Here is a 24,532-nt window from a genome sequence, read left to right as displayed (position 1 = left end):
TTCAAGCAGATCCACGCTCAAGGCCTCGCCGCAGCGGGTCTGCCGAGGGGAGTGCAGGCCTTGTCGCGGCAAGTCGGGCTTTTCCCCGCCCCATTCACGCGCGCAGCATCTGCGCCCCGGCGCCCGCGCTTTTCCCGACGCTTCGGGATGGGCCGCAAACCGGAATGGTCAAAAGTCGGGCAGTCACCATGATCCCAATTGGCGCGGAATTGGCCAACTCGCTCGCTCAGATCGTGACGCCATGGCAAAAAACTTGCGCCATCGCATCGCCGTTCCTTACCGTCGGAGCCTTGCAGCTTGGGGGTGCAACATGGTTCGACTGATTGCAGAGACCGACGAGAACGGCAGTGTTGTCTGGGTCTGGGTTCAGCGGGAAAAAACATCGAAAGCGCGACCGATCAGGGACGCCGAAGCGCATGGCGCTTTGTTGGAGCAAGCGAGTTTGTACGGCGCGCCCGAGCAGGAATTCCGGCTCTGGTTCGACCGCCGCGCGCATTGAGGGTTCCGGCCCGTCCTGATCCGCGCCACCGGAGCGGTAAGTCCCGCGCAACACCTGCGCGATCCGCGCGGCGCGTGCAATCCGGGCGCAGGGCCACCCTGCCGCGATCTCTTCGCCTCCGGCGCGGATCGCGCAAGACGCCTTTCCAGCCGTCAAACCCTCCGGACCGCGTGCAGAAGGGCGATGCGGGAATACACCCCGCAGGTGCCTGTCACGGAAGTGTCATCTAGGCTCGCTACCCCTCCTCTCGGTCCGCATCCGGGCCCGAAAGACCATGATTGGGGGATATGATGACTTTTCGCAGCTTCGCCGCAACGAGCGTTCTGGCGCTCACAGTCTATGCCGGACCGGCGCAGGCCCAGGCGCCGATCCTGGTGACCACCACCGCCGATAGCGGCGCAGGCTCCCTGCGCGCGGCCCTCGCGGAAGCCGCCGCGATGGACGCACCCGCCCAGATCATCGTCACGGCCGCAGGCGACATCGCGATCGACGAGACGCTGGATTATCCCGGCACGGCACCGCTTTCGATCTTCGGCAACGGCAATTCCGTGACGACCGCGGCCGATGTCACGCTGTTCTCCGCGTCGAACGGCGCGGACCTGACCTTGCGCGCGCTGCATTTCGCAGGCCCCGGCGGATGGTCCATCGAGAACCGCGCCGATGCGGATGGCAGCGCGGGCAAGGGCATCTTCGTCGATGTCCGCGACGACCAGACCGGGCTCGTCTCGCTCGTGCTGCACGATGTCAGCGTGTCGGGTGTGGCCAACCACGGCATCCACGTTTCCGATTGCTCGCTCGCCGATGAATGCGGCGGCGGCTCCGGCGGCGGCGGCGAAGGCTCGCCCGCCTCGATCCTCGTGCATCTGAGCGACGTGCGCGTCGAGGATGCCGGCAACGGCAAGTTCGACGCCGACGGCCTGCGCGTGGACGAGCGCGCGGAGGGGTCGGTGACCTTCATCGCCCATCGCTCCGTCTTCACGGGCGTCGGCGCCGATGGCGTGGAACTGGACGAAGGCCAGGCGGGCGACGTGATCGTCGAGGTCACCGCCTCGGCCTTCAACGACAACGGCGCCTATTGCGACCCGGACCTGCTGGCCTCCGCCCTGCCCGATCCCGACGAGGCGGAATACGAAGAAGGCGAGGTCGCCGAGGCCGACATTCCCGGCCCGGTCACCGGCACGCTGGACGACGGCTGCATCGAACGCGAGGTCGATCTTTACGAGGACGGCTCGGTCGAGGCCTACGCGTTCGGCATCGACCTCGATGACGGGTTCGACGTGGACGAGGCCGGTGACGGCTCGATCCATCTCGTGATGGACGGCTCCGAGATCGCCCGGAACCTCGACGAAGGGCTCGATTTCGACGAGGAAGGTGCGGGCGGCATCGTCGTGTCCATCGTGCGCAGCACCGCCACGGGCAACAACGACGACGGCTACAAGATGTCCGAAGAGGATGCGGGCGACGTGACCGGTACGGTTCTCGGGTCCTCGGCCATCGGCAATGGCGGCGTCGGCGCGGTCTTCGAAGAGGAAGGCGCGGGCGGTGTGGCCGTCACGATCCGCGACATGGTGAGCTACGGCAATGATGACGGCGAGACCGCGCTCGAGGTCGTGCAGGAGGACGACGGCGCAGGGTCCGTGGACGTCTCGGGCGGCGCGATGGCCGAGGCCACCGAGGTGGAAGGCGCGACGCTGTCGGGTCTTTGACGGATCATGTGCGGGCGCGGTCTGCGTCCGCACATACCCCGCCGCGACGTGGAGCGCGCTTCTGAGGGCCCGCGCCTGGACGGCCAAGGCGGCTGTGATCCAGCAGGCAAAGAGCGCGCCGCCCTGTCAGGCGACCGGCGCGGCGCGTTCAGGCCCAAGGCCCGTCGCAGCCGCCCCGGCAACCGCGCAGACCGTCACAAAACCTTCACTTGCCAAGCCCCATATTTCAAATATCCATGAATTATGGAAACACTGATTCCCCATCGCCTCTCGACGCTGGGCCACCCGCAGCGGCTGGCGCTTTTCCGGCTCTTGATGCGCCGCTATCCCGACCGCGTCCCGGCGACCGAGCTGGCGCGGGCGCTGGGGCTGAAGCCGAACACGCTGTCGACCTATGTGGGCGCGCTACTGCAGGCCGGTCTGGTGACCCAGGAACGCGTCGGCACGTCCCTGCGCTACGCCATCGACCTCGGCGCCGCGCGCGAGACCATCGGCTATCTTCTGAACGATTGCTGTCGCGGGCGCCCGGATATCTGCGCCCCGGATGCGCTTTCATCGCTGGCAGGAACCGACGCCATGACCGACCGCCGCTACAACGTCCTGTTCATCTGCACGGGCAATTCCGCCCGCTCGATCTTCGCCGAATGCATCCTGCGCGACATGGCCGGGGACAGGTTCAATGTCCATTCCGCCGGGACGCGGCCCAGCTCAGAGCTCAACCCCTTCGCCCTCGAGGTCCTGAAGGACAAAGGGCACGACGTGTCGGCGCTGCGCGCCAAGAACGTGTCGGAATTTCAGGGTGCGGATGCGCCGAGATTCGACTTCGTCTTCACCGTCTGCAACCAGGCCGCGAACGAGGATTGCCCCGCCTGGCAGGGACAGCCGATCAGCGCCCATTGGGGGCTGCCCGACCCGGTGAAGGTCGTCGGCACCGATGCCGAGAAGAGCCTCGCCTTCCACCAGACCTACGGCGCCCTCCACAACCGGATGTCGGTCTTCACCGCGCTGCCGATCACTTCGCTCGACCGGATGTCATTGCAGAAGGCCGTCGATGATATCGGCCGATCCAAGGAAGAAAGCCCCGCCCCATGACCGTCTATGCCCTCAACGGCCTCGGCCGTATCGGCAAGCTCGCCCTCAGACCCCTCCTGGAGCGCGGCGCCGAGATCGCCTGGATCAACGACGCCGTGGGCGATCCCGCGATGCACGCGCATCTGCTGGAATTCGACACCGTGCACGGACGCTGGGAGGCCGATTTCGCCCATGATGCCCGGAGCGTGACCATCGACGGCACCCGCCTGCCCTTCATCGGGGCGCGCGATGTCGCCGACCTGCCGCTTCAGGGCGTGGACGTGGTGATCGACTGCACCGGCGTCTTCAAGACCGAGGCGACGATCGCGCCCTATCTCGAAGCGGGGGTGAAGAAGGTCGTCGTCTCCGCCCCGGTCAAGGACGTGGATGCCGCCAATATCGTCTACGGCGTGAACCAAGATATCTATTCCCCCGACCGCCACCGCATAGTGACGGCGGCCAGTTGCACGACCAATTGCCTGGCCCCGGTGGTGAAGGTCATTCACGAGGCGCTCGGCATCAGACACGGCTCGATCACCACGATCCACGACGTGACCAACACGCAGACCATCGTGGATCGCCCCGCGAAGGACCTGCGCCGCGCGCGGTCCGCGCTGAATTCGCTGATCCCCACGACCACGGGCAGCGCCACGGCGATCACGCTGATCTATCCCGAACTGACCGGGCGGCTGAACGGCCATGCGGTGCGCGTGCCGCTGCTCAACGGTTCGCTGACCGATTGCGTCTTCGAGGTGGAGCGCGAGACGACCGCGGAAGAGGTCAACGCGCTCTTCAAAGCCGCCGCCGACGGCGCGCTGAAGGGCATTCTGGGCTACGAGGAGCGGCCGCTCGTCTCCGCCGATTACACCAATGACACGCGGTCCGGCATCGTCGATGCGCCCTCGACCATGGTCGTCAACGACACGCAGGTGAAGGTCTACGTCTGGTACGACAACGAGATGGGCTATGCGCACCGGCTGGTGGACGTGGCCTTCATGGTCGGGGCCTCGGTGTGACCGACACATCGACACGACCCGAGGGGCTGTCCGCCTATATCGCGGTCACCGCGTCCTACTGGGCGTTCATGCTGACCGATGGCGCGCTGCGGATGCTGGTGCTCTTGCACTTTCACACGCTGGGCTTCTCGCCGGTGCAGCTGGCCTATCTCTTCGTTCTCTACGAGATCGCGGGTGTGGTGACCAATCTTTGCGCCGGCTGGATCGCGGCGCGGTTCGGCCTGACCTCGACGCTCTATGCCGGGCTCGGCCTTCAGGTCGTGGCGCTGCTCGCGCTGGCGCAGCTCGATCCGGGCTGGGCGATGGGCCTGTCGGTCGTCTACGTCATGCTGGTGCAAGGGGCCAGTGGCGTGGCCAAGGATCTGGCCAAGATGTCGTCGAAATCGGCGGTGAAGCTGCTGGCGCCCGCGCAAGACGGCGGGCTTTTCCGCTGGGTGGCGCTGCTGACCGGATCGAAGAACATGGTCAAGGGCGCGGGCTTTCTGCTGGGGGCGGCCCTTCTGGCCACGCTCGGCTTCACCTGGGCGGTGCTCGGCATGGCGGCGATCCTCGCGCTCATCCTGGTGGCCGTCCTTTGGGCCATGCCGCCGGGCCTGCCGAAAGGCCGCAAGGGCGCGAAGTTCTCCGAGGTCTTCTCGAAGTCCGCGAACGTGAACTGGCTGAGTGCCGCGCGGGTGTTCCTGTTCGGGGCGCGCGACGTGTGGTTCGTCGTCGGCATCCCGATCTATTTCTACGCCGTGCTGTCCGACGGCACGATAGAGGGCAACCGCGCGGCCTTCTTCATGATCGGCAGCTTCATGGCGGGCTGGGTGATCCTTTACGGGCTCGTGCAGGCCAATGCGCCGCGCATCCTGCGCGCCCGCGCGCGACCCGAAGACGAGCTGATCGCCGCCGCACGCGGCTGGGCCTGGGCGCTGGCCGTCGTGCCCGCCGCTCTGGCCGCCGCCGCCCTGGTCGCAGGCGCGCCGCAGACATGGCTGACCGTGACGCTGGTGATCGGGCTGCTCGTGTTCGGTGCGATCTTCGCGGTGAACTCCTCGCTGCATTCCTACCTCATCCTGTCCTTCACCAAGGCGGAGCGGGTGACGATGGATGTGGGCTTTTACTACATGGCCAACGCCGCGGGACGCCTTGCCGGAACGCTTCTGTCCGGCCTGACCTACCAGCTGGGCGGCCTGCCCCTGATGCTGGGCGTTGCGGCGATCATGGTCGCGCTGTCGGCGATCGCCGCGGGCTTCCTGCGCCCCGGCACACATTGAAGACCGGGCGCTGACCGCGACGCCCTGGGACAAGGCCGACGCCTGCCGCGACCACCCGGCGTCACCAAAGTTTCACCCGCCCTTAACACGCCTGACTTGAACCGCCCTTAGCGCCTTGGCCGTGATCTCTCACACGGAGCCAAGAGATGAAGACCACCCTCGCGATATCTGCTCTCGCCCTGACCGCCGCTGTGGCGGCTCAGGCACAAGACCTTGCCCAGGCGAACAACGCATGGTTCGTCACCGCGCAGGAGCGGCTTGCGGCCGAGCTTGCCAAGGAGGTGTACACCAACACCGCCCTCAACGTGATCCTGTTGATCTCCGACGGCAACGGCGTCGGCACCAACTACGCCTCGCGCCTCTTCGCGGGCCAGCAGGAGGGCGGCTTCGGCGACGAATACGTCCAGCCGCACGAGGCCTTCCCGAACCTCGCGCTGGTCAAGACCTACAACGTCAACGCCCAGACGCCGGACTCGGCCGGCACCGGCACCGCGATGATGGCGGGCATCAAGACCAAGGCCGGCATCATCGGCGTGAACGAGAACGTGGTGCGCGGCGATTGCGCCACCCTTCCCGGCAACACCGTCGCCTCGATCAACGAGATCATGACCGAGATGGGCAAGGAGACCGGCATCGTCTCCACGGCGCGCCTCACCCACGCGACGCCCGCCTCGGCCTATGCCAAGACGGTCGACCGCAACTTCGAGGCCGCCGTGCCCGAGGGCTGCACCGAACAGAAGAACATCGCGACGCAGCTGATCGACGCGATGGAGGCGGGCATTATCGACGTCGCCATGGGCGGCGGCATGCGCAACTTCCACGCCGATGAGGGCGGCAGCCGCGAGGACGGCGTGAACCTGATCGAACGCGCCGAAGGCCTTGGCGCGCATTTCGCCATGGATCAGGCGAGCTTCGACGCCGCGCCGCGCGACGGCACACCCATCCTCGGCCTCTTCGAGGCCAGCCACATGATGTACGAGGCCGACCGCGCCGACGAGCCGAGCCTTGCGGAGATGACCGGCGCCGCCATCGAGGTACTGTCGGCCAAGGCAGGCGAAAACGGCTTCTTCCTGCAGGTCGAGGCGGGCCGCGTCGATCACGCCAACCATGCCGGCAACCTCGCCCGCGTCGTGCGCGACCAGAAGGCCTTCGCCGATGCGGTCGCCATGGCCGACGAGATGACCGCGATGCCAACACGCTGATCATCGTCACGGCGGACCATGAACACGCGCTCGCCTTCAACGGCTATTGCGGGCGCGGCTCGGACATCCTCGGCCTCTGCATGGGAATCGACGGCGCCGGCATCGACCATAACGGCGAGCCGGAACTGGCTGCCGATGACAAGCCCTTCACGGTGGCGAGCTACCTCAACGGTCCCGGCTCGGTCCTGATCGAGCAGCCGGACGGGTCCTATTTCGGCACCCGCCCCAACGTGACCGAAGAGGACGCCACCGATCTCGACTACCCGCAGCAGGCGCTGGTGCCGAAATCCTCCGAAACCCATTCGGGCGAGGACGTGGCCGTCTACGCCAAGGGCCCCTGGGCGCACCTCTTGGACGGCACCATCGAGCAGAACCTGATCTTCCACGTGATGCACCACGCCGCCACCGCCGAATTAGGTCTCGCGCCGCATCGCCGGGTCCGGGGGCATGACCCGCCGGGCCCGGCCCCACCGAACGGCGCCCGGAGGTCACGCGACCGCCGGGCGCCACGATTGACGAAGGAGCCTGCCATGAACCGCCGCACCCTGCTGACCACCGGGATCGCCCTTGCCGCCACGCAGGTCCTGGCCGGACGCGCCCGCGCCGAAGACGCCGCCAAGATCCGCGATCTTTATGCGGGCGGGCGCAATCTCAGCGAATGGGCGCAATCCAACGTGGGCGACCGCGTGACCTTCGAGGGCTACATGGCCCCGCCGCTCAAGGCCGATGCGACCTTCTTCGTCCTGACCGCGCTGCCGATGTCGGTCTGCCCCTTCTGCGAGACCGAGGCGGAATGGCCGCTCAACATCGTCGCCGTTTATTCCAAGCGGGTGATCGACGTGATCCCCTTCAACCGCAAGAACGAGGTGCGCGGCAGGCTCGAGACCGGGGCTTACCGCGACCCCGATACCGGCTTCCTGTCGCTCGTGCGGCTCGAGGACGCGACCTACGGCTGATGGGACTGCCCTTGTCGATACGCGACCTGCGGATCACCGGGCCACGGGGCCGCGTGCTGCTGGCGGTGGATGCGCTCGACGCGGCGCCCGGCAGTTTGATCGGCGTGCGCGGCCCGTCGGGCGCGGGCAAGTCCACGCTGCTTTACGCGCTGGCCGGGCTGCTGGCCGCGCATGGCGCGTTGCGATGGGGCGAGACCGACCTGACCGCGCTTCCGGATGCGGCGCGCACCGCTTTCCGCGCCGCCCATATCGGCATGATCTTCCAGGACTTTCTGCTCTTCGAAGAGCTTGGCAGCACCGACAATGCCGCGCTGCCCGCGATGTTCGCCCCGCGCGCTGGCCGCCAGCGCGCCCATCCTGCTGGCGGACGAGCCCACGGCCAGCCTGCATCGGGAAGCCGCCGACGCGCTGATCGGCGATCTCGTCGCCCTCACCCGCGCGCATGGCCGGACCCTGATCGCGGTCAGTCACGATCCGCACCTGCTGGACCGGATGGAGCGCGTGCTCTGGATCGAGGATGGCCGCCTCAGCCAACAGGTGCCCGATGCTGCGTGATCTCTGGGACGGGCTGCCGGTTCTGGTGCAGGACATGGCCGTGCTTGTCGCGCTGCTGGCCCCTCTCGTGATCCTCGGCACCCTGCTCCTGCGCGGCTTCGCCCCCTGGTCGCTGGTGCGCGCGGTGCTGTGGCGCTTTCGCTGGGCCAATGCGATGTTCGTGGCGCTCATCGCCATATCTGTCGGCATGGGCATCGGGCTCATCGCGCAGGAACGCGGGTTGCGTCAGGGCACGGCGGCGGCGGCGGACAAGTTCGATCTGATCGTCTCGGCCCCCGGCTCGGAGATGACGATGATGCTGGCCACGGTGTTCCTGCAGCCCTCCGACGCGCCGCTTCTGGATGGCGAGACCTACAACCTGGTCGCGACCCACCCGGACGTGGCCCTGGCGGCACCGCTGGCCTTCGGCGACAGCTACGGCGACGCTCCCGTGATCGGCACGACCGAGGATTTCGCCCGCCACCTCTCGGACAACCGCATCGCTGGCCGCGTCTGGCGAACCCCGTTTGAGGCCATCGCAGGAGCGGCCGCGCCGGTTTCGATCGGGCAGGTCTTTCCCTCCGCACACGGTTCGGGCGACGAGGCCGAGGACTCGGCACATGCAGCCTACGCCTTCACCGTGGTGGGCACGTTGCCCCGCACCGGCACACCGTGGGACCGCGCGATCCTCGTCCCGGTCGAGGCGGTCTGGGAGGTGCACGGCCTCGCCAATGGTCACGCCCCCGAGGCCGGCGGCCAGCTCGGTCCGCCTTTCGATGCCGAATGTTTCCCCGGCACCCCCTCGATCATCGTGCGGGCCGAGGCGCTCTGGGCCAATTACGCCCTGCGCTCGGAATTCACCCGCGCGAACGAGACGATGTCCTTCTTTCCCGGCACGGTTCTGGCCAATCTCTACCGCGTCATGGGCGATGTGCGGCAGGTCATGTCCATCATGTCGCTGGTCACGCAGGTGCTTGTGGCGGCATCGGTCCTTCTGGGCCTGTTCATCCTGACGCGCCTCTTCCGGCGGCAAGTGGCGATGCTGCGCGCGCTGGGTGCGCCCCGCCGCTTCATCTTGTCGGTAGTGTGGAGCTACGCCGCGAGCCTGCTCCTGGCGGGAACCGCCCTCGGCGTCGTGCTGGGCATCGCGGCGACGGCGGCGATCTCCGCCGTGCTCACGCGCCGCACCGACATCCTCGTCAATGCGGTGCTGGGCTGGGGCGAAGTTCACCTCGCCGCCGCCTTCCTCGCCGTCACCAGCGTGCTGTCCGTCCTGCCCGCGCTCGCCATCCTCCGCCAGCCCGTCGTCGACGGATTGCGCGCCTGACCGACATCCGAAAGGCCAAGCCATGATCCGTTCGCCCCATCTCGCCCGCCTCGCCGCCCTGCTCACTGTGCTGGCCGCGCAGTCCTTCGCCGCGGACGGTCACACCCGCGACCCAGCCGAAACGGTGGCGGCCGAAGCGCATCACGGCGCCGATCACGCGTTCGAAGCGGGCGGGTTCAAGGTGGTGCATCCCTGGATGAACGCGACCGATGGGCGCGAGGCGCTGATCTTTCTGGAGCTCGCGAATACCGGCGACACGCGGGTGACGCTCGACGGGGCCGAGATCCCCTTCGCCGAAACCGCCGCGCTCGTGGGCTTCGCGCTTGAGCGCGGCGAGGCCACCTATCAGCCCCTGCCCTCCGTGCCGGTCCAACCTGGCCGCAGCCTCACGCTGGCCCCGCAGGGGCTGGCCCTTCGGGCAACGGGTCTCGCGACAGGATTTTCGGAGGGCGACACCGCGGCGATAACCTTGCTGACCTCCGCCGGGCCGATCCCCGTGACCGTCGCGGTCGAGGCGGCCGACGCCCGGCACCACAGCCACGCGGGGCACGCGCATTGATCCGCGCTTGCGCGTGGCAAGTCTTGCCGGATGTCCGCAGAGCGGGCGGTTCGACGTATACGACCTGCGCAGGAAGAGCGGGGCGCTCTCCTGCGTTCCGGTCGACCCGAAGGCGCGCCCGGCCGGCGTAGTTATCTTTCCCAGCTTCCCCCCAAGGCGCTGTCGTCTCGATGGCAGCTGGATCAATCGCCCCGTGCCCTGTCATCAAACCTTCACAGCACCGGGACATACGATCGTCACAGGCAGCGACCCCGCTGCGAAGGCGAAAAGGAAGGCCATGCTGCAGGACAGGCACGTCGCACGCGACATCAGCTACGCGCATTCCGCGCGGTCCCGCAGCAGCCGGGCGTTGATCCGGACCATGGAGAACGCCACCGGGCGAATCGGGCTGATCAAACGCGCGCATGGCTATGAGCGCGACATGCGGGACGGTCGCGACATCTGGCAGGTCATGGTCGACCGGTTCGGACTGACGCTGGAGGTCATGGACGGGTGCCTGTCGAATATCCCGCGCGAGGGGCCCCTGGTGATGATCGCCAACCACCCATACGGTATTCTCGACGGTTTGATGATGGCGCATATCCTGTGTCGGACCCGCTCGGATTTCCGGAAGTTGGCGCATGAAGTGTTCAGCCGCGCCCCCGATCTGGGCGAGACGATCCTGCCGATCAGCTTCGACGAGACGAAGGCGGCGATGCACATCAATCTCGAGACGCGCCGGAAGGCGCTTCGGTATCTCGAGCAGGACGGTGCGATCGGCGTCTTTCCCGGCGGAGCGGTCAGCACCTCGGCCAAGCCGTTCGGCACGCCGATGGATCCGGGATGGCGCGGTTTTACGGCCCGGATGATCACCCGCGCGGATGCGACCGTCCTTCCGGTGTTTTTCGACGGGCATACGAGCCGCCTGTTCCAATTGGCGAGCCACCTGCATGCGACTCTGCGGATGGGGTTGTTGGTCAAGGAGTTCAGGACGCGCGTGGACACGCCCGTGGCAGCGATGTGGTTTGACGCCAAAGCCGCGCTAGTCGAATTAATGAGGGGCGACATGTCTCCTCGCAAATCACCCGCGCGCCAATCTCCTCCGGCTGAACGGGCTGAAAAGCCGGAACTACGTGTAGCACCTGTAGCATGTGTAGCACGCCCTCCGGCCACCAAAGGCGAAACCTTCCAGCACGGCCTGACGCCCGAAGGCAGGCCCAAAACTTGGACCGAGCGAGTTGTCTCTCTCGAAGAGTGGCGCGCCCTTATTGAATGGGAGCGACACGGGCCGAACGGACGGATGTGCAACGGGGTAAATATAAAATGGAAAGCGAAAAAATTCAGAGACTTGACCCGGCTGTGAGTTCTCAAAAAGCGGGAGAGCGCCATGCCAGGACCTGACCCGGATACGATTTGGATCGAGGTGGAGGAAGGCCGCTGGCGAGCAACCTTTGAGTGCTACTTCTGGACCGGCAACAAGGCCAACCGCCAAAAACGGGCAATTACCATTGCCCGGCGCATGGCGCGGAGCGATTGGAAGTGCCAGAGGTGTAGAGATGAGCTACCGATCTGGCGGCGCGCCGATGCGCGATTTTGCTGCGAGGGATGCAGAAAGCGGGAAGCAAGAACGCGCAAAGTGCGTTCAAAATGAAACTCTGCATTGCTTAGGAGGACAATAATCTCTGCTTATCTCAGCAATCCTATTGGTCTTGCCCCGTTCCACCGTAGCCTCAACCGATTTCGGTCTGAGCTGCAATAATTTCGCGGGGCTAGCGCATTTTCAGGCCTGAGTAGGGGCGGTTATCGTTGCAGCCGTCGATCCAACCTCCGACCAATTCGAGAAGGGTCTGGGCATGCGGTGAAACGGGAGCAAGGCCAGATACCTGCAACGAAACTCACCCCGACCATTTCTGACCAAAAAAAAAACCGACTACCTCGGCTCAGACGATAGCCCAGAAGGTCGCGTGATGCTTTTAGGCCTCAACAGCATAACCCACAGCGCTGTGCTCCGTCTCTTATTCTCGGGAAAGAAAGTATAAAGTGCCTTACTTTTCGCTCCATATGTCCGGAAGAGGAACTCCCAGCGAACGCAGAATGAAAGGCGCAATGTCAGACTGAGATTGAAGTGAGGGGCTTATGAGATTCATTCTTTGGGATTTAGCCCCGTAGTCGATTATGAAAATAGGGATCTCAATCAATTCTTTTGCAGGCTCGCCACCATGGCCGAATCTCCCGCCCTCGCCTAACAGCTCTCCATGATCAGACGTCACAATCACGAGGGGCTTCATCCCTAAATAATTACCTTCGATAAATCTGAAAATTTCGTTAATGACGCCTTCTGCCTGCCTTAGGCCAAGTAGATAGTTTGCAGCAAATTCTTTTTCATCTTGCCACCCAATTATCCGTTGAAGAAGAGAGCGATTTCTTGACGTGGAAGCACCCTCTATGAATATCTTTCCGGCGCCATGTGGGGACATGAGGTGAAAATAATAGAAATCGTCGGCCCTTTTTTCACCTACCAGATCCATACCCTCAAATAGAAGCCGATCATCATTAATCGAAAAATCTTGCGAGCTGTTACCATCAAAAAATAACTTGTATTTGGATCGATATACTTCCTTGAGCCTGTAGTGCCCCAAATGATCTCCCGACAATATAAACTGAGTCTGATACTTTAATGATTCAAGCACATCCACAAGGTTATCAGAGAAAACATTGAGTTCACCTACCTGCTCTGCTGAGAAAATCGAAGCTATTCCGCAATATGAGGAGGTGCAAGTCGCATTTATTTTACCCTCGTATACTAGATTCTTATGCTCTCGAAGCACCGAGAGGAAGTTGCTGGGGCTGGATTCGTTTTCCCCTAAGGCAAAATCAGCTCTCATTGCATCAACAGTAATGAGGAATATTGGCCGATGATCATAGTCACTTATTTGAAGGCCTGAGAGATACCCACTCTCAAATGCCCGCTTATGATCCTCACTGCCCATCGCTGCATTGAATCTAGGGCTTGAGAAAAAGTAGTAGAGAGGGCTACCCGCCTTCCATCCTTTTGGCGCCATTAACAGAACTAGCATTGAAAAAATCAGCCCGGAAATCAGCATCTTCCTGGACAGAAGCTTTGAGATGATTCTGTTAGCGCTGCCATTTGAGCCTAGAAGAAGCGCTGGGCTTGCGGTCAAAATCAAAGCAGCTATTGGGTAAAGCCCATTTTGCCCCACAATCTCCAGAAGATATCGGCCTTTCTCTCCAGAATGTGAAAGATACGGCTCTATTTCTTTCAGGGTCACGAGATTCCCCCAAGCAGCTTTCGCAGCCAAACTTAAAGCGTATATCAGAGCTATGATAAGCTGGAAGGAAATGATTGCTAACAGCGAAACCTGAAGGAATCTATGTGCTAATCGTGGGTGTGATCTTAGTGATAAATAGGTTAGGAAAGTTAAGGATGATATAAGCGTACCGAATGCAAAACTTACGATACTGGCAAGTTTCGGGAATCCAAAGAAAATAACCCCAACGCTTTGCAGAGTGAAAATCGACAGCAAAAGAACTGCCGCCGCATTTGAGCATTTCCTCCATAATTCAACGCTATCGGCGACTATGTCGCCTTGTATCTTATTATGGAGTGGCATTGTCGGGTTTCTTCTTTGCGCCTACTGTATCTTTCGGCGGATATCGAGCTGTTGAATCTCTGTCTAGTCTTAGCCAGAGCGATCCGACAAGTCACTAACCTTGAGCTTTCCGCTGCCGCCCATCCGCTTCTTAAACTTCTTCTTGCCCATCTTGTTGGCATTCTTCTCCACCCGGCGCTCCACCTTTTCATCATTCTTCCAGTCAGGATCGTAGTAGGTGCGGTATCCATCAAAAATCGCTTCAAAGGCTGGCCTGAGGGGTATGGTCGTAACGAATAAGTTGCTAATCAAGTGCGTGCGGATGTTAGTCTGACGGGCGTTGGACTGATGAAGGATTTTCTCATGATACGCTCAGCTACTTGGATCTCGATAATCTCGATTTCTTCCATTTCAGGGTGCGCTGAAGTGTCGCCCACCTCGTTTTTGGGACCAGATGGACGCCAAGCCTACACGATGCGTTGCTCCGGAATGGGGCGCACTATTGAACAGTGCTATGCGGAAGCGGGGAAGAAGTGTCCAAGCGGCTATGACATAGTAGACAGGATCTCGGAGGCGAAGGGGATACCGCAGACCGGAGGCGGTACCTTAATTTTTTCACAGTCCAACCTTGTCGTTCAGTGCAGATAAGCATCCTTAACCACGTCTGAATGCGCCTGCATAGCTCCGCGCGTGCGTCGGGTACACCTGCCTGACGCACGCTGAACCGGATGCAGCCCAAGGCACGAAGGTACCGAGGAAACCCGGCGCGCTATGTGGGAATAAGTGTGGGATGGCCTCAGACAAGAACGAAATTATTTTTTAAATTCAACATTTTAAAAATTGAATTGGCGACCCCGGCAGGATTCGAACCTGCAACCTGCCCCTTAGGAGGGGGCTGCTCTATCCAGTTGAGCCACGGGGCCGCGTGCTTTCGGTCTAGCGCGGCGCCGGGGCGCTGTCACCACCCGAGGGCGCCAAATCACAAGGGGCGGCATCGGGATGACTTGTGGGCCGGGCGGTCCATGGTCTAACGTCCTCATAACGCCGCAAGAACGAGGAACGCGCATTGGCCGCAACGCCCCCCCGCCCGTTGACCCTGCGGGATGTCTCCGAAGCGTCCGGCGTCTCCGAAATGACCGTCAGCCGTGTGCTCCGAAATCGCGGCGATGTCTCGGAGGCGACCCGGGCGAAGGTGCTCGAAGCGGCGAAATCGCTGGGCTACGTGCCGAACAAGATCGCCGGCGCGCTGGCCAGCCAGCGGGTCAACCTCGTGGCCGTGATCATCCCCAGCCTGCGCAACATGGTCTTTCCGGAGGTGATGTCGGGCATCAGCGCCGTGCTCGAGGATACCGAGCTGCAGCCGGTGGTGGGCGTGACCGATTACATGCCCGAGAAGGAGGAACGCGTCCTCTACGAGATGCTGTCCTGGCGCCCCTCCTCGGTCATCATCGCCGGGCTGGAGCATTCCGATGCCTCGCGCGCGATGCTCGCCGCCTCCGGCATCCCGGTTGTCGAGATCATGGATACCGACGGCACGCCGATCGACGCCATGGTCGGCATCTCGCACCGCCGCGCGGGCCGCGAGATGGCGCAGGCGATCCTGAAGGCCGGCTACACGAATATCGGTTTTCTGGGCACCAAGATGCCGCTCGATCACCGGGCGCGGAAGCGCTTCGAGGGCTTCACCGAGACGCTGGCCAAGGCGGGCGTCGAGGTCATGGACCAGGAATTCTATTCCGGCGGCTCGGCACTGGCCAAGGGCCGGGAGATGACGCAAACGATCCTGGAACGCACACCGGAGCTGGATTTCCTCTATTATTCCAACGACATGATTGGCGCGGGCGGGTTGCTCTACTGTCTCGACAAGGGCATCGACGTGCCCGGCCAGATCGGGCTTGCGGGCTTCAACGGGGTGGAACTGCTGGACGGGTTGCCGCGCAAGCTGGCCACCATGGACGCCATGCGCACCGAGATCGGCCGCAAGGCCGCCGAGATCGTCGCGGCCCTGGTCGAGGACCCCGATGCCGAGATCGACCGCATCGTGGAGCTGACGCCGAAGGTGGCGATGGGCGAGACGCTCAAGAAACGCTGAGCGGGACGCGTTTTCAGAAAAGTTGACGCAGCGTCATGCAACTGTCATATAATATCGCTAGGCATTGGCCTGCGTTTGCTCGATCCCCAAGATTCCGTGTTTCGCTGCACGGGCACGCGCTTTGACGAAATGATTTTCAGCACAAGCGGGAGTGGCCATCGGTCACTCCCTTTTTTCGTGCGATCCGTCCCGGGGATCCGCAGCCATGCACCAGACGGGACGCGGGTCTGAATGAATGGGCATGGTTGGGTCTTCGCAGAGTGCCTATTTATTGTGCCAAGGGGGAACGACAAACCGATTGGAGATATCCCATGGCTACGGCCACCGCGACCGCACATACCGCAACCCACGCCAACGAGCGCAAAGGCATCCTTCAGCGTCTCTATGACGGGATGGTCTGGATCGCAGAGCGCAATCCGCGCGTCCGTCAGGCGGAACAACTTCAGGCGATGAGCGACGCCGAGCTCGCAAAGCGCGGGCTGAAGCGTGAAGACATCGCCCGGCACGTCTACCGCGACCTGTTCTACCTCTGAACGGCGACCGCGCCTGGGCGACAATGAAAAACGGCCGTGCCTCGAAGGCGCGGCCGTTTTGCGTTGGGCCCCGGCCGACACTGCGCCGCGACCGGGCCGCGGGCATGGAAAAGGCCGCACCCGAAGGTGCGGCCCCTGTCTTTCGGCACAGAACGCAGGATCAGTTCTGTGCGTAGAATTCGATGACGAGGTTAGGCTCCATCTGCACCGCGTAGGGCACGTCCGACAGGCCGGGCTGACGCACGAAGGTCGCCTTCATCTTGGAATGGTCGACCTCGATGTAATCGGGCACGTCCCGCTCGGGCAGCTGCGAGGCCTCGAGCACGGAGGCGAGCTGCTTGGACTTCTCGCGGACCTCGATTACGTCGCCTTCCTTCACGCGGTAGGAGGGGATGTTGACCTTCTGGCCGTTCACCGTGACGTGGCCGTGGTTCACGAACTGGCGCGCGGCGAAGACGGTCGGCACGAACTTGGCGCGGTAGACGACCGCGTCGAGGCGGCGCTCCAGCAGGCCGATGAGCAGCTCGCCGGTGTCGCCCTTCTGGCGCTCGGCATCGGCGAAGATGCGGCGGAACTGCTTCTCGGTCAGATCGCCGTAATGGCCCTTCAGCTTCTGCTTGGCGCGCAGCTGCAGACCGAAATCCGAGATCTTGCCCTTGCGGCGCTGGCCGTGCTGGCCGGGGCCGTATTCGCGGCGGTTGACCGGGGATTTCGGACGACCCCAGATGTTTTCGCCCATCCGGCGGTCGAGTTTGTACTTGGCAGAGGTGCGTTTGGTCACCGTCTGATCTCCTTCGTTTGACGCGGCCCCTTCGGTGGTCTCGGGGGCGGCTATGAAGGGCGTTGTCCTCTGGGCCTTGTGCCCGGTTTCCCGGAGCCCTGACAGGCATCCCCTTGCGGGGGCCACCAACACCAATGAAGGCGCGCTTATACGCCCGCGCGTTGGGCTGTCAATAGCGCCCCGCGATCGGTTGGATTTGAGACAAATGACCGGGGCTCGGACTTGCGGCATTAGCGCTTTGGAAAGACCTCCTGCCGCAGACAGGACGGGAACGCTCAACAGGTTGGGAAAGGTCATGGTCAGCGGGCTCGATATCAGCGTCCCTAAGAACGCACTCGATTTTGCGGTGCGCGAGCTCGATCGCGACACGCCGCGGATCGTGGAGAACGCGGTGCGCGCGCGAAACGTGAATCTCGCCTTCCAGCCCGTGGTGCAAAGCGCCGCGCATGACCGCGTGGCCTTCTACGAGGGGCTTGCCCGGGTGCTCGACCCCGCGGGGCGAATCATTCCCGCCCGCGACTTCATCCGCGACATCGAGGAGCAGGAGACGGGCCGCCTCTTGGATTGCGTCGCCCTCAGCAAGGGCCTCGGCATCTTGTCGCGCAATCCCGACATCCGGCTCTCGCTCAACCTCTCGGCGCGCTCTATCGGGTATCGCAAATACACCAACATCCTCGAACAGGCGCTCACCGGCGATCCGACCATCGCGGACCGGCTCATTCTCGAAGTGACCGAACCCTCGGCGATGCTGGTGCCCGAACTCGTCAGCGACTTCATGCGCCGCTACGGCCCCAAGGGCATCACCTTCGCGCTCGACAATTTCGGCGCGACGGCCACGAATCTGCGTGTTCTCAGCCGGTTCACCTTCGATATCCTGAAGATCGACGGACGGCTGACCCGTGGGGCCGCAGAGGATGCCGACACCCAGGTCCTGCTGCGCGCCATCCTCGCCATGGCCCGCGAATTCGACGTCTTCACCATTGCCGAAAGCATCGAATCCCAGGATGACGCGCAATTCATGACCGATATCGGCATCGATTGCCTGCAGGGCTTCTACTTCGCCGCCCCGACCCTCGATCCGCCCTGGCGCAGGATCGGCTCCGCCCCGGTCTGACCCGGGGGGCCGCGCGCGCCTGCAACGCCCCGGTTGAGAGCCCGCAAGACTGCCGTTGCGGCATCCCGTGACGTTACGTCGGTTGCTCACCTTCCCGTCATCCGATACCAAGATGCGCAACGTGGCGCGCCCCCGGGATCATCCCGGGGGCCTCGGCCACATCGTGCAAGAGAGGAGATCTGGCATGACGAATATCGTGATCGCATCCGCGGCCCGGACCGCCGTGGGAAGCTTCAACGGCTCCTTCGCCACAACCCCCGCCCACGACCTCGGCGCGGCCATGCTCGAAGCGCTGGTGGAGCGCGCGGGCGTCGACAAGTCCGAAGTGTCCGAGACCATCCTCGGCCAGGTGCTGACCGCAGCGCAGGGCCAGAACCCCGCGCGCCAGGCGCATATCAACGCGGGCCTGCCGCAGGAAAGCGCCGCCTGGGGCATCAACCAGGTCTGCGGCTCTGGTCTGCGCGCCGTGGCGCTCGGCGCCCAGCACATCCAGCTCGGCGATGCCGACATCATCTGCGCGGGCGGCCAGGAAAGCATGTCGCTCTCGGCGCATGCCGCGCATCTGCGCGCCGGCCACAAGATGGGCGACGTCAAGTATATCGACACGATGATCCGCGACGGCCTCTGGGACGCCTTCAACGGCTACCACATGGGCCAGACCGCCGAGAACGTCGCCGAGAAGTGGCAGATCAGCCGCGACCAGCAGGACGAATTCGCGCTCGCCTCCCAGAACAAGGCCGAAGCGGCGCAGAAGGCCGGCAAGTTCGACGACGAGGTGATCCCCTTCACCGTCAAGACCCGCAAGGGCGATATCGTCGTAGACAAGGACGAATACATCCGCCACGGCGCGACCATCGACAACATGACCAAGCTGCGCCCGGCCTTCACCAAGGACGGTTCGGTCACCGCGGGCAATGCCTCGGGCATCAATGACGGCGCCGCCGGTGCCCTCATCATGACCGCCGAAAACGCCGAGAAGCGCGGCATCGAGCCGCTCGCGCGCATTGTGTCCTACGCGACCGCGGGCCTCGACCCGTCGATCATGGGCGTGGGCCCCATCTACGCGTCGCGCAAGGCGCTCGAAAAGGCCGGCTGGAAGGCCGAGGATCTCGACCTCGTCGAGGCCAACGAAGCCTTCGCCGCGCAGGCCTGCGCCGTGAACAAGGACATGGGCTGGGACCCGTCCATCGTGAACGTGAACGGCGGCGCCATCGCCATCGGTCACCCGATCGGCGCCTCGGGCGCGCGCATCCTGAACACGCTCTTGTTCGAGATGAAGCGCCGCGGTGCCAAGAAGGGCCTCGCCACGCTCTGCATCGGTGGCGGCATGGGTGTCGCCATGTGCCTCGAGCGCCCGTAACAGGCGCGCGACGGGAAAGGCGGGGCGCGTCCCCGCCTTTTGCCCATGCGGCAGGTGCTTCCACATAATCCCGATCAGCTGGTCTTTTCCGGCGGTGGCCTGCGCTGCTTCTGGCAGGGCGGGTTCATGACGACGCTGACCGAAAGCCGGTCGCTTGCACCGAAGCGGCTGACCGGGGTCTCGGGCGGCGCGCTTGCCGGTGCGGCCTATCTCGCCGGGCGCGAACACGCGCTTCTCGAGGAGATGTGCGCGGCCTTCGCGGCGCAGGACAGCAATATCGACCTGTTTCACGCGGGCGATGCCGGGCTGACCCCGCACCAGTCGATCTATTGCGAGGTGGTGGACAAGGTCATCGACGCCGAGGCGGCGCGCCGGATCGCCGAGGGCCCGGCCTTCCAGATCCTGATCGCGCATCCGCCGGACAGCCACCTGCCGACCCTATCGGGCATGGCCATGACCGTCGCCTACGAGGCCGAGCTGCACAGTATCAACGCGCCGCATTTCGGCTGGGCCGAGAAGATGGGCCTCGATTATTCGCTGGTCGACGCCAACGCCGCCGCGCGCGAGGGCCGCCTCTTCGATCTGATCTGCGCCGCCGCGGTCATCCCGCCGGTCTTCGAGCCCCCCGAATGGGACGGACGCCCGGTCGTCGATGGCGGCATGGCCGACCAAGCCCCGATGCCCGACCCCGACGAAGGCACGACGATGATCCTGCTCACGCGCAAGTACCGGACCCTGCCAGACATGGAAGGCCGCTTCTACCTGCATCCCGGCGAGGAGACGCCTGCCGACAAGATCGACTTCACCGACCCCGAGAAACTCCGGGCCACATGGGCGCAGGGCGAAGCCGATGCCCGCCGCCTGATCGAGAACCATCCGGATGGCTGACACCGGCTGTCCGACCCCATGTCGCGGCGCATTTCCGCGCCGCGTCGTATATCGAACCCCGAACCTGACAGAAGGAGAGACAACATGGCACGTGTAGCAGTCGTCACCGGCGGAAGCCGCGGTATTGGCGCCGCCATTTCCAAGGAACTGAAAGCCAAGGGCTACGAGGTCGCCGCGACCTATGCCGGCAATGACGAGAAGGCCAAGGCCTTCACCGAAGAGACCGGCATCAAGACCTACAAGTGGAACGTGGGCGATTACGAAAGCTCCAAGGAAGGCCTCGCGCAGGTCGAGGCCGATCTCGGCCCGATCGACGTCGTGGTGGCCAATGCCGGCATCACCCGCGACGCGCCCTTCCACAAGATGACGCCGCAGCAATGGCAGGAGGTGATCGACACCAACCTGACCGGCGTGTTCAACACCATTCACCCGATCTGGCCCGGCATGCGCGAGCGCGGCTTCGGGCGGATCATCGTGATCTCGTCGATCAACGGCCAGAAGGGCCAGTTCGCCCAGGTGAACTACGCCGCGACCAAGGCGGGCGATCTCGGCATCATCAAGTCGCTGGCGCAGGAAGGTGCCGGCAAGGGCATCACCGCCAACGCCGTCTGCCCGGGCTACATCGCGACCGAGATGGTCATGGCGGTGCCCGAGAAGGTGCGCGAGTCGATCATTAGCCAGATCCCCGCAGGCCGCCTCGGCGAGCCCGAGGAGATCGCGCGCTGCGTCTCCTTCCTTGCCTCCGACGACGCGCAGTTCATCAACGGCTCGACGATCTCGGCCAACGGCGCGCAGTTCTTCGTCTGATCGCTGACGCGAGGACGCCCGCAAGGGCGGAGGAGCCCCGGCCGCCGCGCCGGGGCTCTTTGCGTTCGCGCACATCATCGGCGCGCGCCCGCGCGTCGACGCACGATCCCCGACCGCCTATATCTGCCGCGACACATCAGGAGGCTCTGCCATGATTTCCGACATCACCGGGCTGCACCACGTCACGTCGCTGGCGTCCGATGCCCAGACCAACAACGACTTCTTCACCAAGACGCTCGGTCTCCGCCGGATCAAGAAGACCGTGAATTTTGACGCGCCGGAGGTTTACCACCTCTATTACGGCGACGAGACCGGCACGCCCGGCACCGTGATGACCTACTTCCCCTTTCCGGGCGCCCGCCGCGGCCGCGCGGGCACCGGCGAGGTCGGCACGACGGTCTTTTCCGTCCCCGAAGGCGCCCTGCCCTATTGGCGCGAGCGCCTGTCGAAGGCCGGTGTCGCGAACCTTTCCGAAGACAGCCGCTTCGGCGCGGCGCGGCTGCGCTTTTCCGGCCCCGATGGCGACGGCTTCGCCCTGACCGAGGTCGCATCGGACAACCGCGCGCCCTGGACCGCCGGCGGCGTGCCCGAGGACGTGGCGATCCGCGGCTTCCATTCCACCGACATGCGCCTCCGCGACGAGGCTGCCACCGCGGAGCTGCTGCGCTTCATGGGCTACGAGGAGATGGACAGGACCGGCGCCGTCACGCGCTTTCACGTGCCCGGCGGCAACGACGCCAACGTGATCGACCTCACCCGGATCGACGCGCCCTTCGGCGACCAGGGCGCGGGCTCGGTCCACCACGTGGCCTTCGCCGTCGAAAATCGCGACAAGCAGAAGGTCGTGCGCAAGGCCCTGCTCGACACCGGCTACCAGGTCACGCCGGTCATCGACCGCGATTATTTCTACGCGATCTATTTCCGCACGCCCGGCGGCGTGTTGTTCGAGATCGCCACGAACGAGCCCGGCTTCGACCGCGACGAGGACACCGCGCATCTGGGCGAGGCGCTGAAGCTGCCCAGCCAGCACGAACATCTGCGCGCCGCCCTCGAAAGCCGCTACCTGGCGCCGATCCATGACTGAGGCGGGCTACATCTTCGCCGAAACCGAAGGGAAGGCGGGCGCCCCGCTCGTCTTCACCTTCCACGGCACCGGCGGCAACGAACAGCAGTTCCACCGCTTCGCGGGCGATCTCGTTCCCGGCGCGCATGTGATCTCGCCGCGGGGCGATGTCTCCGAAGGCGGGGCGCTGCGCTACTTCCGGCGAACCGGCGAGGGCGTCTACGACATGGACGACCTGGCCCGGCGGCGCACGGCCATGGCCGATTTCATCGGCGCTCATAAGGCGCGGCTCGGGGCCACGCGGGTGATCGCGCTCGGCTATTCCAACGGCGCGAACATCGCCGCAGCGGTGGCGTTCGCACGACCGGATCTATTCACCGATCTCGCGCTCCTGCATCCGCTCATTCCCTGGACGCCCGATCCCGCACCCGGGCTTTCGGCCGCGCGCGTCCTGATCTCCGCCGGGGAACGCGACCCGATCTGCCCGGCCCCGCAGACCAAGGCGCTGATCGCGTATTTCGAGGCGCAGGGCAGCGACATCACCGCCGCGTTGCATCCCGGCGGGCACGAGTTGCGGGACAGCGAAGTGACCGCGCTCACCGCGTTCTTCACGCCCGAGGCCTGAGCCCGGCGCCCACAGGGCAACGCCGGACGCGCGACAGCCAGACACGACACCGCCGCCGGGGCATGACCTTCGGCGGCGGGCAGACATGTTGGGTCCGGCGCTCTTTCGAAGCGCGGTTCCGATGTGGGTTCGAGTAACCGTTCACCACGCATCACTGCGCGGACAAACCCCGGCAAGGCCATGTGCGGCCTTGCGTCATCCCTGGTGTGGGCAACGGCATGAGGTCATGCCGGTGCCCGATGGGTCGGGTTAATGCATCGTCTCGGCGCTGAGGCGCGAGATCTCTTCCTTCAGGCGCAGTTTCTGCTTCTTCAATTCAGCCACCTGCAATCCGTCGATGCCTGGGGATCGCTGGGCCTCCTCTACCTTGTCCGACAAAATGGCATGCTTCTTCTTCAGCTCCATCAAATGCGAACTCAGGCTCATGGGGGACCTCCTTTGCTGTGTAGACTCTCGAGTGGAGCATAGATGCCCCGCCAAGTCACGCTGCAGGCGCGAAAGGCGCGCCGGGATTTGCCGCCAATTGAGCGAAAATCAGGCGCAGGCCTCGAAATCGAGCGGCGCCGCGTCGCGCAGCATGGCCCGGACGGCCGGGGTGTAATCCTCGCCATCGGCGACATGCTGCGCGCCGTCATGCAGAATCAGCGGCGCGTGCAGCCGGAAACCGGCCCGTCCGCCCTTGCGCGCCCGCACCAGGATCAGCCGCGCGGCGCGGCCCGTGCGCGGCGCCAGCGGCTTCAGTTCGATCGAGCCCAGCCGCCCGTGCAGCGCCGTCAGGATATCGGGCAGGCGTTCCGCCCGGTGCACCATGTGCAGCTGCCCCGCGGGCGCCAGCCGCCGCGCGGCGACCTTGATCCAGGTGGCCAGCGGCGTCACCTCGCAGAGGGCTGCCTCACGGCCCGGATCCTGCGCCGCGTCCCGGGCCTCGGCCTGCCAATAGGGCGGATTAGCGAGAATGTGATCGAACCGCTCCTGCCGCAGGTCCGCCGGAAGGGCGGCGAGATCCGCCGTCGCGATCCGCGCCGCGAGCCCGTTTTCCTCGGCGTTGCGCATGGCGAGCGCGGCGTAATCCGCCTGCCGCTCCACTCCGGTCAGCAAGAGGCCGGGTATCCGGGTGGCGAGGCAGAAGAGCGCCGCCCCCGCGCCGCAACCCAGATCGAGCACCCGCTGCCCCGCCATGGCCGGCACCGCGGCCGCCAGCAGCACCGGGTCGATCCCCGCGCGATAGCCCCTGAGCGGCTGCGCGAGGCGCAGCCGGCCCCCGAGATAGGCGTCGACGCTCAGCGCCTCCGCCGCGAACTGACCGGCCTCATCCCTCAAACTTGACGCCATTTTCCCAAAGCACGGCGCGGGCCCGCGCCAATTCGGCCGTGCGCACCATCAAGCGCCGCGGCAAAATGCCGATGCTGCCCTCGAGGATGCTCATATTTACGTCCAGCTCGAACGACTCTATACCCTCGTCAGCAAGGAGAGCCCGGGCGCGCGGGATCAGCGTGATATCGTTGGTGCGCAATAATTCTTCCATATCCGCGATCTAACCCTCTGAGCTT

General features: G+C 64.4%; 22 protein-coding genes, 1 tRNA gene and 3 pseudogenes. 19 read left to right on the top strand and 7 right to left on the bottom strand.

The genetic code is table 11. From position 1 onward, the window contains the following. The first annotated feature begins 310 nt into the window (after positions 1-310). From BW990_RS21200 to BW990_RS03140, 11 genes and pseudogenes are all read left to right on the top strand, one after another. A complete protein-coding gene (locus tag BW990_RS21200; protein WP_143526044.1) occupies positions 311-499 on the top strand; it encodes a hypothetical protein in 189 nt (62 codons plus the stop codon). 287 nt (positions 500-786) lie between these two features. Beyond that, the gene (locus BW990_RS03185) at positions 787-2,205 is read left to right on the top strand and encodes a hypothetical protein (protein ID WP_076444890.1); all 1,419 of its coding nucleotides are present in this window, start codon (positions 787-789) and stop codon (positions 2,203-2,205) included. A 243-nt stretch (positions 2,206-2,448) separates the two neighbouring features. Next, on the top strand, positions 2,449-3,297 hold the full coding sequence (locus BW990_RS03180; RefSeq protein WP_076444888.1) for an arsenate reductase/protein-tyrosine-phosphatase family protein: 849 nt from the start codon (positions 2,449-2,451) through the stop codon (positions 3,295-3,297). Then, entirely contained in the window at positions 3,294-4,292 is a 999-nt protein-coding gene (locus tag BW990_RS03175) for an ArsJ-associated glyceraldehyde-3-phosphate dehydrogenase (protein WP_076444886.1), read from the top strand. Before BW990_RS03180 ends, BW990_RS03175 begins: the two co-directional genes overlap by 4 nt. Beyond that, on the top strand, positions 4,289-5,551 hold the full coding sequence (gene arsJ / locus BW990_RS03170; protein ID WP_076444884.1) for an organoarsenical effux MFS transporter ArsJ: 1,263 nt from the start codon (positions 4,289-4,291) through the stop codon (positions 5,549-5,551). The genes BW990_RS03175 and arsJ overlap by 4 nt, the downstream gene beginning before the upstream one ends. 146 nt (positions 5,552-5,697) lie before the next feature. Beyond that, positions 5,698-7,709, top strand: a pseudogene (locus BW990_RS03165) (alkaline phosphatase). Continuing rightward, a pseudogene (locus BW990_RS22500) lies at positions 7,709-7,987 on the top strand (ATP-binding cassette domain-containing protein); the annotation flags it as partial. The pseudogenes BW990_RS03165 and BW990_RS22500, both read left to right, overlap by 1 nt. 10 nt (positions 7,988-7,997) lie before the next feature. Next, entirely contained in the window at positions 7,998-8,264 is a 267-nt protein-coding gene (locus BW990_RS22495) for a hypothetical protein (protein ID WP_327213837.1), read from the top strand. Further along, the gene (locus BW990_RS03150; RefSeq protein ID WP_327213823.1) at positions 8,254-9,570 is read left to right on the top strand and encodes an ABC transporter permease; all 1,317 of its coding nucleotides are present in this window, start codon (positions 8,254-8,256) and stop codon (positions 9,568-9,570) included. Before BW990_RS22495 ends, BW990_RS03150 begins: the two co-directional genes overlap by 11 nt. A gap of 22 nt (positions 9,571-9,592) precedes the next feature. Further along, the gene (locus BW990_RS03145) at positions 9,593-10,129 is read left to right on the top strand and encodes a copper chaperone PCu(A)C (protein WP_076444878.1); all 537 of its coding nucleotides are present in this window, start codon (positions 9,593-9,595) and stop codon (positions 10,127-10,129) included. A gap of 277 nt (positions 10,130-10,406) precedes the next feature. After that, positions 10,407-11,120: pseudogene (locus BW990_RS03140) on the top strand (lysophospholipid acyltransferase family protein); the annotation flags it as partial. 1,033 nt (positions 11,121-12,153) lie between these two features. Here BW990_RS03140 and BW990_RS22490 read toward each other — a convergent pair. The 3 genes from BW990_RS22490 to BW990_RS03125 form a co-directional block, all read right to left on the bottom strand. Beyond that, on the bottom strand, positions 12,154-13,740 hold the full coding sequence (locus BW990_RS22490; RefSeq protein WP_083950445.1) for a sulfatase-like hydrolase/transferase: 1,587 nt from the start codon (positions 13,738-13,740) through the stop codon (positions 12,154-12,156). Between the two features lie 69 nt (positions 13,741-13,809). Further along, the gene (locus BW990_RS03130; protein WP_076444874.1) at positions 13,810-14,031 is read right to left on the bottom strand and encodes a hypothetical protein; all 222 of its coding nucleotides are present in this window, start codon (positions 14,029-14,031) and stop codon (positions 13,810-13,812) included. 534 nt (positions 14,032-14,565) lie between these two features. Beyond that, positions 14,566-14,642: transfer RNA gene (locus BW990_RS03125), tRNA-Arg, on the bottom strand. 143 nt (positions 14,643-14,785) lie between these two features. Here BW990_RS03125 and BW990_RS03120 point away from each other — a divergent pair. Both BW990_RS03120 and BW990_RS03115 read left to right on the top strand, forming a co-directional pair. Beyond that, the gene (locus BW990_RS03120; RefSeq protein ID WP_076444872.1) at positions 14,786-15,811 is read left to right on the top strand and encodes a LacI family DNA-binding transcriptional regulator; all 1,026 of its coding nucleotides are present in this window, start codon (positions 14,786-14,788) and stop codon (positions 15,809-15,811) included. 311 nt (positions 15,812-16,122) lie between these two features. Continuing rightward, positions 16,123-16,344, top strand: a complete 222-nt coding sequence (locus BW990_RS03115) for a DUF1127 domain-containing protein (RefSeq protein ID WP_076444870.1) — start codon at positions 16,123-16,125, stop codon at positions 16,342-16,344. A 160-nt stretch (positions 16,345-16,504) separates the two neighbouring features. On the opposite strand, the gene rpsD is transcribed toward BW990_RS03115, so the two are convergent. Then, positions 16,505-17,125 carry a 30S ribosomal protein S4 gene (gene rpsD, locus BW990_RS03110; protein WP_076444868.1) on the bottom strand — a complete coding sequence of 207 codons (621 nt, stop codon included), beginning with the start codon at positions 17,123-17,125 and terminating at the stop codon, positions 16,505-16,507. A gap of 295 nt (positions 17,126-17,420) precedes the next feature. On the opposite strand from rpsD, the gene BW990_RS03105 reads away from it, so the two are divergent. The 6 genes from BW990_RS03105 to BW990_RS03080 all read left to right on the top strand — a co-directional run bounded on the left by BW990_RS03105 (position 17,421) and on the right by BW990_RS03080 (position 22,982). Further along, on the top strand, positions 17,421-18,239 hold the full coding sequence (locus BW990_RS03105; RefSeq protein WP_076444866.1) for an EAL domain-containing protein: 819 nt from the start codon (positions 17,421-17,423) through the stop codon (positions 18,237-18,239). A 184-nt stretch (positions 18,240-18,423) separates the two neighbouring features. Continuing rightward, a complete protein-coding gene (locus BW990_RS03100) occupies positions 18,424-19,599 on the top strand; it encodes an acetyl-CoA C-acetyltransferase (protein ID WP_076444864.1) in 1,176 nt (391 codons plus the stop codon). Between the two features lie 45 nt (positions 19,600-19,644). After that, positions 19,645-20,487 (top strand): patatin-like phospholipase family protein, encoded by an 843-nt coding sequence (locus tag BW990_RS03095; RefSeq protein ID WP_076444862.1) that lies wholly within the window; start codon positions 19,645-19,647, stop codon positions 20,485-20,487. 84 nt (positions 20,488-20,571) lie between these two features. Further along, the gene (gene phbB / locus BW990_RS03090) at positions 20,572-21,294 is read left to right on the top strand and encodes an acetoacetyl-CoA reductase (RefSeq protein ID WP_076444860.1); all 723 of its coding nucleotides are present in this window, start codon (positions 20,572-20,574) and stop codon (positions 21,292-21,294) included. Positions 21,295-21,445: 151 nt separating this feature from the next. After that, complete coding sequence (locus BW990_RS03085) at positions 21,446-22,378, top strand: VOC family protein (protein WP_076444858.1); 933 nt, start codon at positions 21,446-21,448, stop codon at positions 22,376-22,378. After that, the gene (locus tag BW990_RS03080) at positions 22,371-22,982 is read left to right on the top strand and encodes an alpha/beta hydrolase (RefSeq protein WP_076444856.1); all 612 of its coding nucleotides are present in this window, start codon (positions 22,371-22,373) and stop codon (positions 22,980-22,982) included. The genes BW990_RS03085 and BW990_RS03080 overlap by 8 nt, the downstream gene beginning before the upstream one ends. A 249-nt stretch (positions 22,983-23,231) precedes the next feature. Here the strand turns inward: BW990_RS03080 and BW990_RS03075 are convergent, their stop codons facing one another. The 3 genes from BW990_RS03075 to BW990_RS03065 form a co-directional block, all read right to left on the bottom strand. Beyond that, positions 23,232-23,408, bottom strand: a complete 177-nt coding sequence (locus BW990_RS03075; RefSeq protein ID WP_076444854.1) for a YdcH family protein — start codon at positions 23,406-23,408, stop codon at positions 23,232-23,234. A gap of 108 nt (positions 23,409-23,516) precedes the next feature. Then, positions 23,517-24,302 (bottom strand): tRNA1(Val) (adenine(37)-N6)-methyltransferase, encoded by a 786-nt coding sequence (locus BW990_RS03070; protein WP_234990143.1) that lies wholly within the window; start codon positions 24,300-24,302, stop codon positions 23,517-23,519. After that, positions 24,292-24,507 carry a putative signal transducing protein gene (locus BW990_RS03065; RefSeq protein WP_076444850.1) on the bottom strand — a complete coding sequence of 72 codons (216 nt, stop codon included), beginning with the start codon at positions 24,505-24,507 and terminating at the stop codon, positions 24,292-24,294. The genes BW990_RS03070 and BW990_RS03065 overlap by 11 nt, the downstream gene beginning before the upstream one ends. Positions 24,508-24,532: the final 25 nt, after the last annotated feature.

It is taken from the genome of Roseivivax lentus (assembly GCF_900156805.1).
GTDB lineage: Bacteria > Pseudomonadota > Alphaproteobacteria > Rhodobacterales > Rhodobacteraceae > Roseivivax > Roseivivax lentus.
The sequence above is the reverse complement of the archived record's forward strand: the minus strand, read 5'-3'. Positions and strand labels throughout refer to the sequence as shown.

What these genes read in the sequence shown, in the direction of transcription:
- BW990_RS03080 (WP_076444856.1), top strand. Translation starts at nt 22,371, where the DNA reads ATGACTGAGGCGGGCTACATCTTCGCCGAAACCGAAGGGAAGGCGGGC.
- BW990_RS21200 (WP_143526044.1), top strand. Translation starts at nt 311, where the DNA reads ATGGTTCGACTGATTGCAGAGACCGACGAGAACGGCAGTGTTGTCTGG.
- BW990_RS03095 (WP_076444862.1), top strand. Translation starts at nt 19,645, where the DNA reads ATGCGGCAGGTGCTTCCACATAATCCCGATCAGCTGGTCTTTTCCGGC.
- BW990_RS03100 (WP_076444864.1), top strand. Translation starts at nt 18,424, where the DNA reads ATGACGAATATCGTGATCGCATCCGCGGCCCGGACCGCCGTGGGAAGC.
- BW990_RS03085 (WP_076444858.1), top strand. Translation starts at nt 21,446, where the DNA reads ATGATTTCCGACATCACCGGGCTGCACCACGTCACGTCGCTGGCGTCC.
- BW990_RS22490 (WP_083950445.1), bottom strand. Translation starts at nt 13,740, where the DNA reads ATGCCACTCCATAATAAGATACAAGGCGACATAGTCGCCGATAGCGTT.
- BW990_RS03115 (WP_076444870.1), top strand. Translation starts at nt 16,123, where the DNA reads ATGGCTACGGCCACCGCGACCGCACATACCGCAACCCACGCCAACGAG.
- phbB (WP_076444860.1), top strand. Translation starts at nt 20,572, where the DNA reads ATGGCACGTGTAGCAGTCGTCACCGGCGGAAGCCGCGGTATTGGCGCC.
- BW990_RS03175 (WP_076444886.1), top strand. Translation starts at nt 3,294, where the DNA reads ATGACCGTCTATGCCCTCAACGGCCTCGGCCGTATCGGCAAGCTCGCC.
- BW990_RS03180 (WP_076444888.1), top strand. Translation starts at nt 2,449, where the DNA reads ATGGAAACACTGATTCCCCATCGCCTCTCGACGCTGGGCCACCCGCAG.
- BW990_RS03145 (WP_076444878.1), top strand. Translation starts at nt 9,593, where the DNA reads ATGATCCGTTCGCCCCATCTCGCCCGCCTCGCCGCCCTGCTCACTGTG.
- BW990_RS03150 (WP_327213823.1), top strand. Translation starts at nt 8,254, where the DNA reads ATGCTGCGTGATCTCTGGGACGGGCTGCCGGTTCTGGTGCAGGACATG.
- BW990_RS03075 (WP_076444854.1), bottom strand. Translation starts at nt 23,408, where the DNA reads ATGAGCCTGAGTTCGCATTTGATGGAGCTGAAGAAGAAGCATGCCATT.
- BW990_RS03185 (WP_076444890.1), top strand. Translation starts at nt 787, where the DNA reads ATGATGACTTTTCGCAGCTTCGCCGCAACGAGCGTTCTGGCGCTCACA.
- BW990_RS03065 (WP_076444850.1), bottom strand. Translation starts at nt 24,507, where the DNA reads ATGGAAGAATTATTGCGCACCAACGATATCACGCTGATCCCGCGCGCC.
- BW990_RS03105 (WP_076444866.1), top strand. Translation starts at nt 17,421, where the DNA reads ATGGTCAGCGGGCTCGATATCAGCGTCCCTAAGAACGCACTCGATTTT.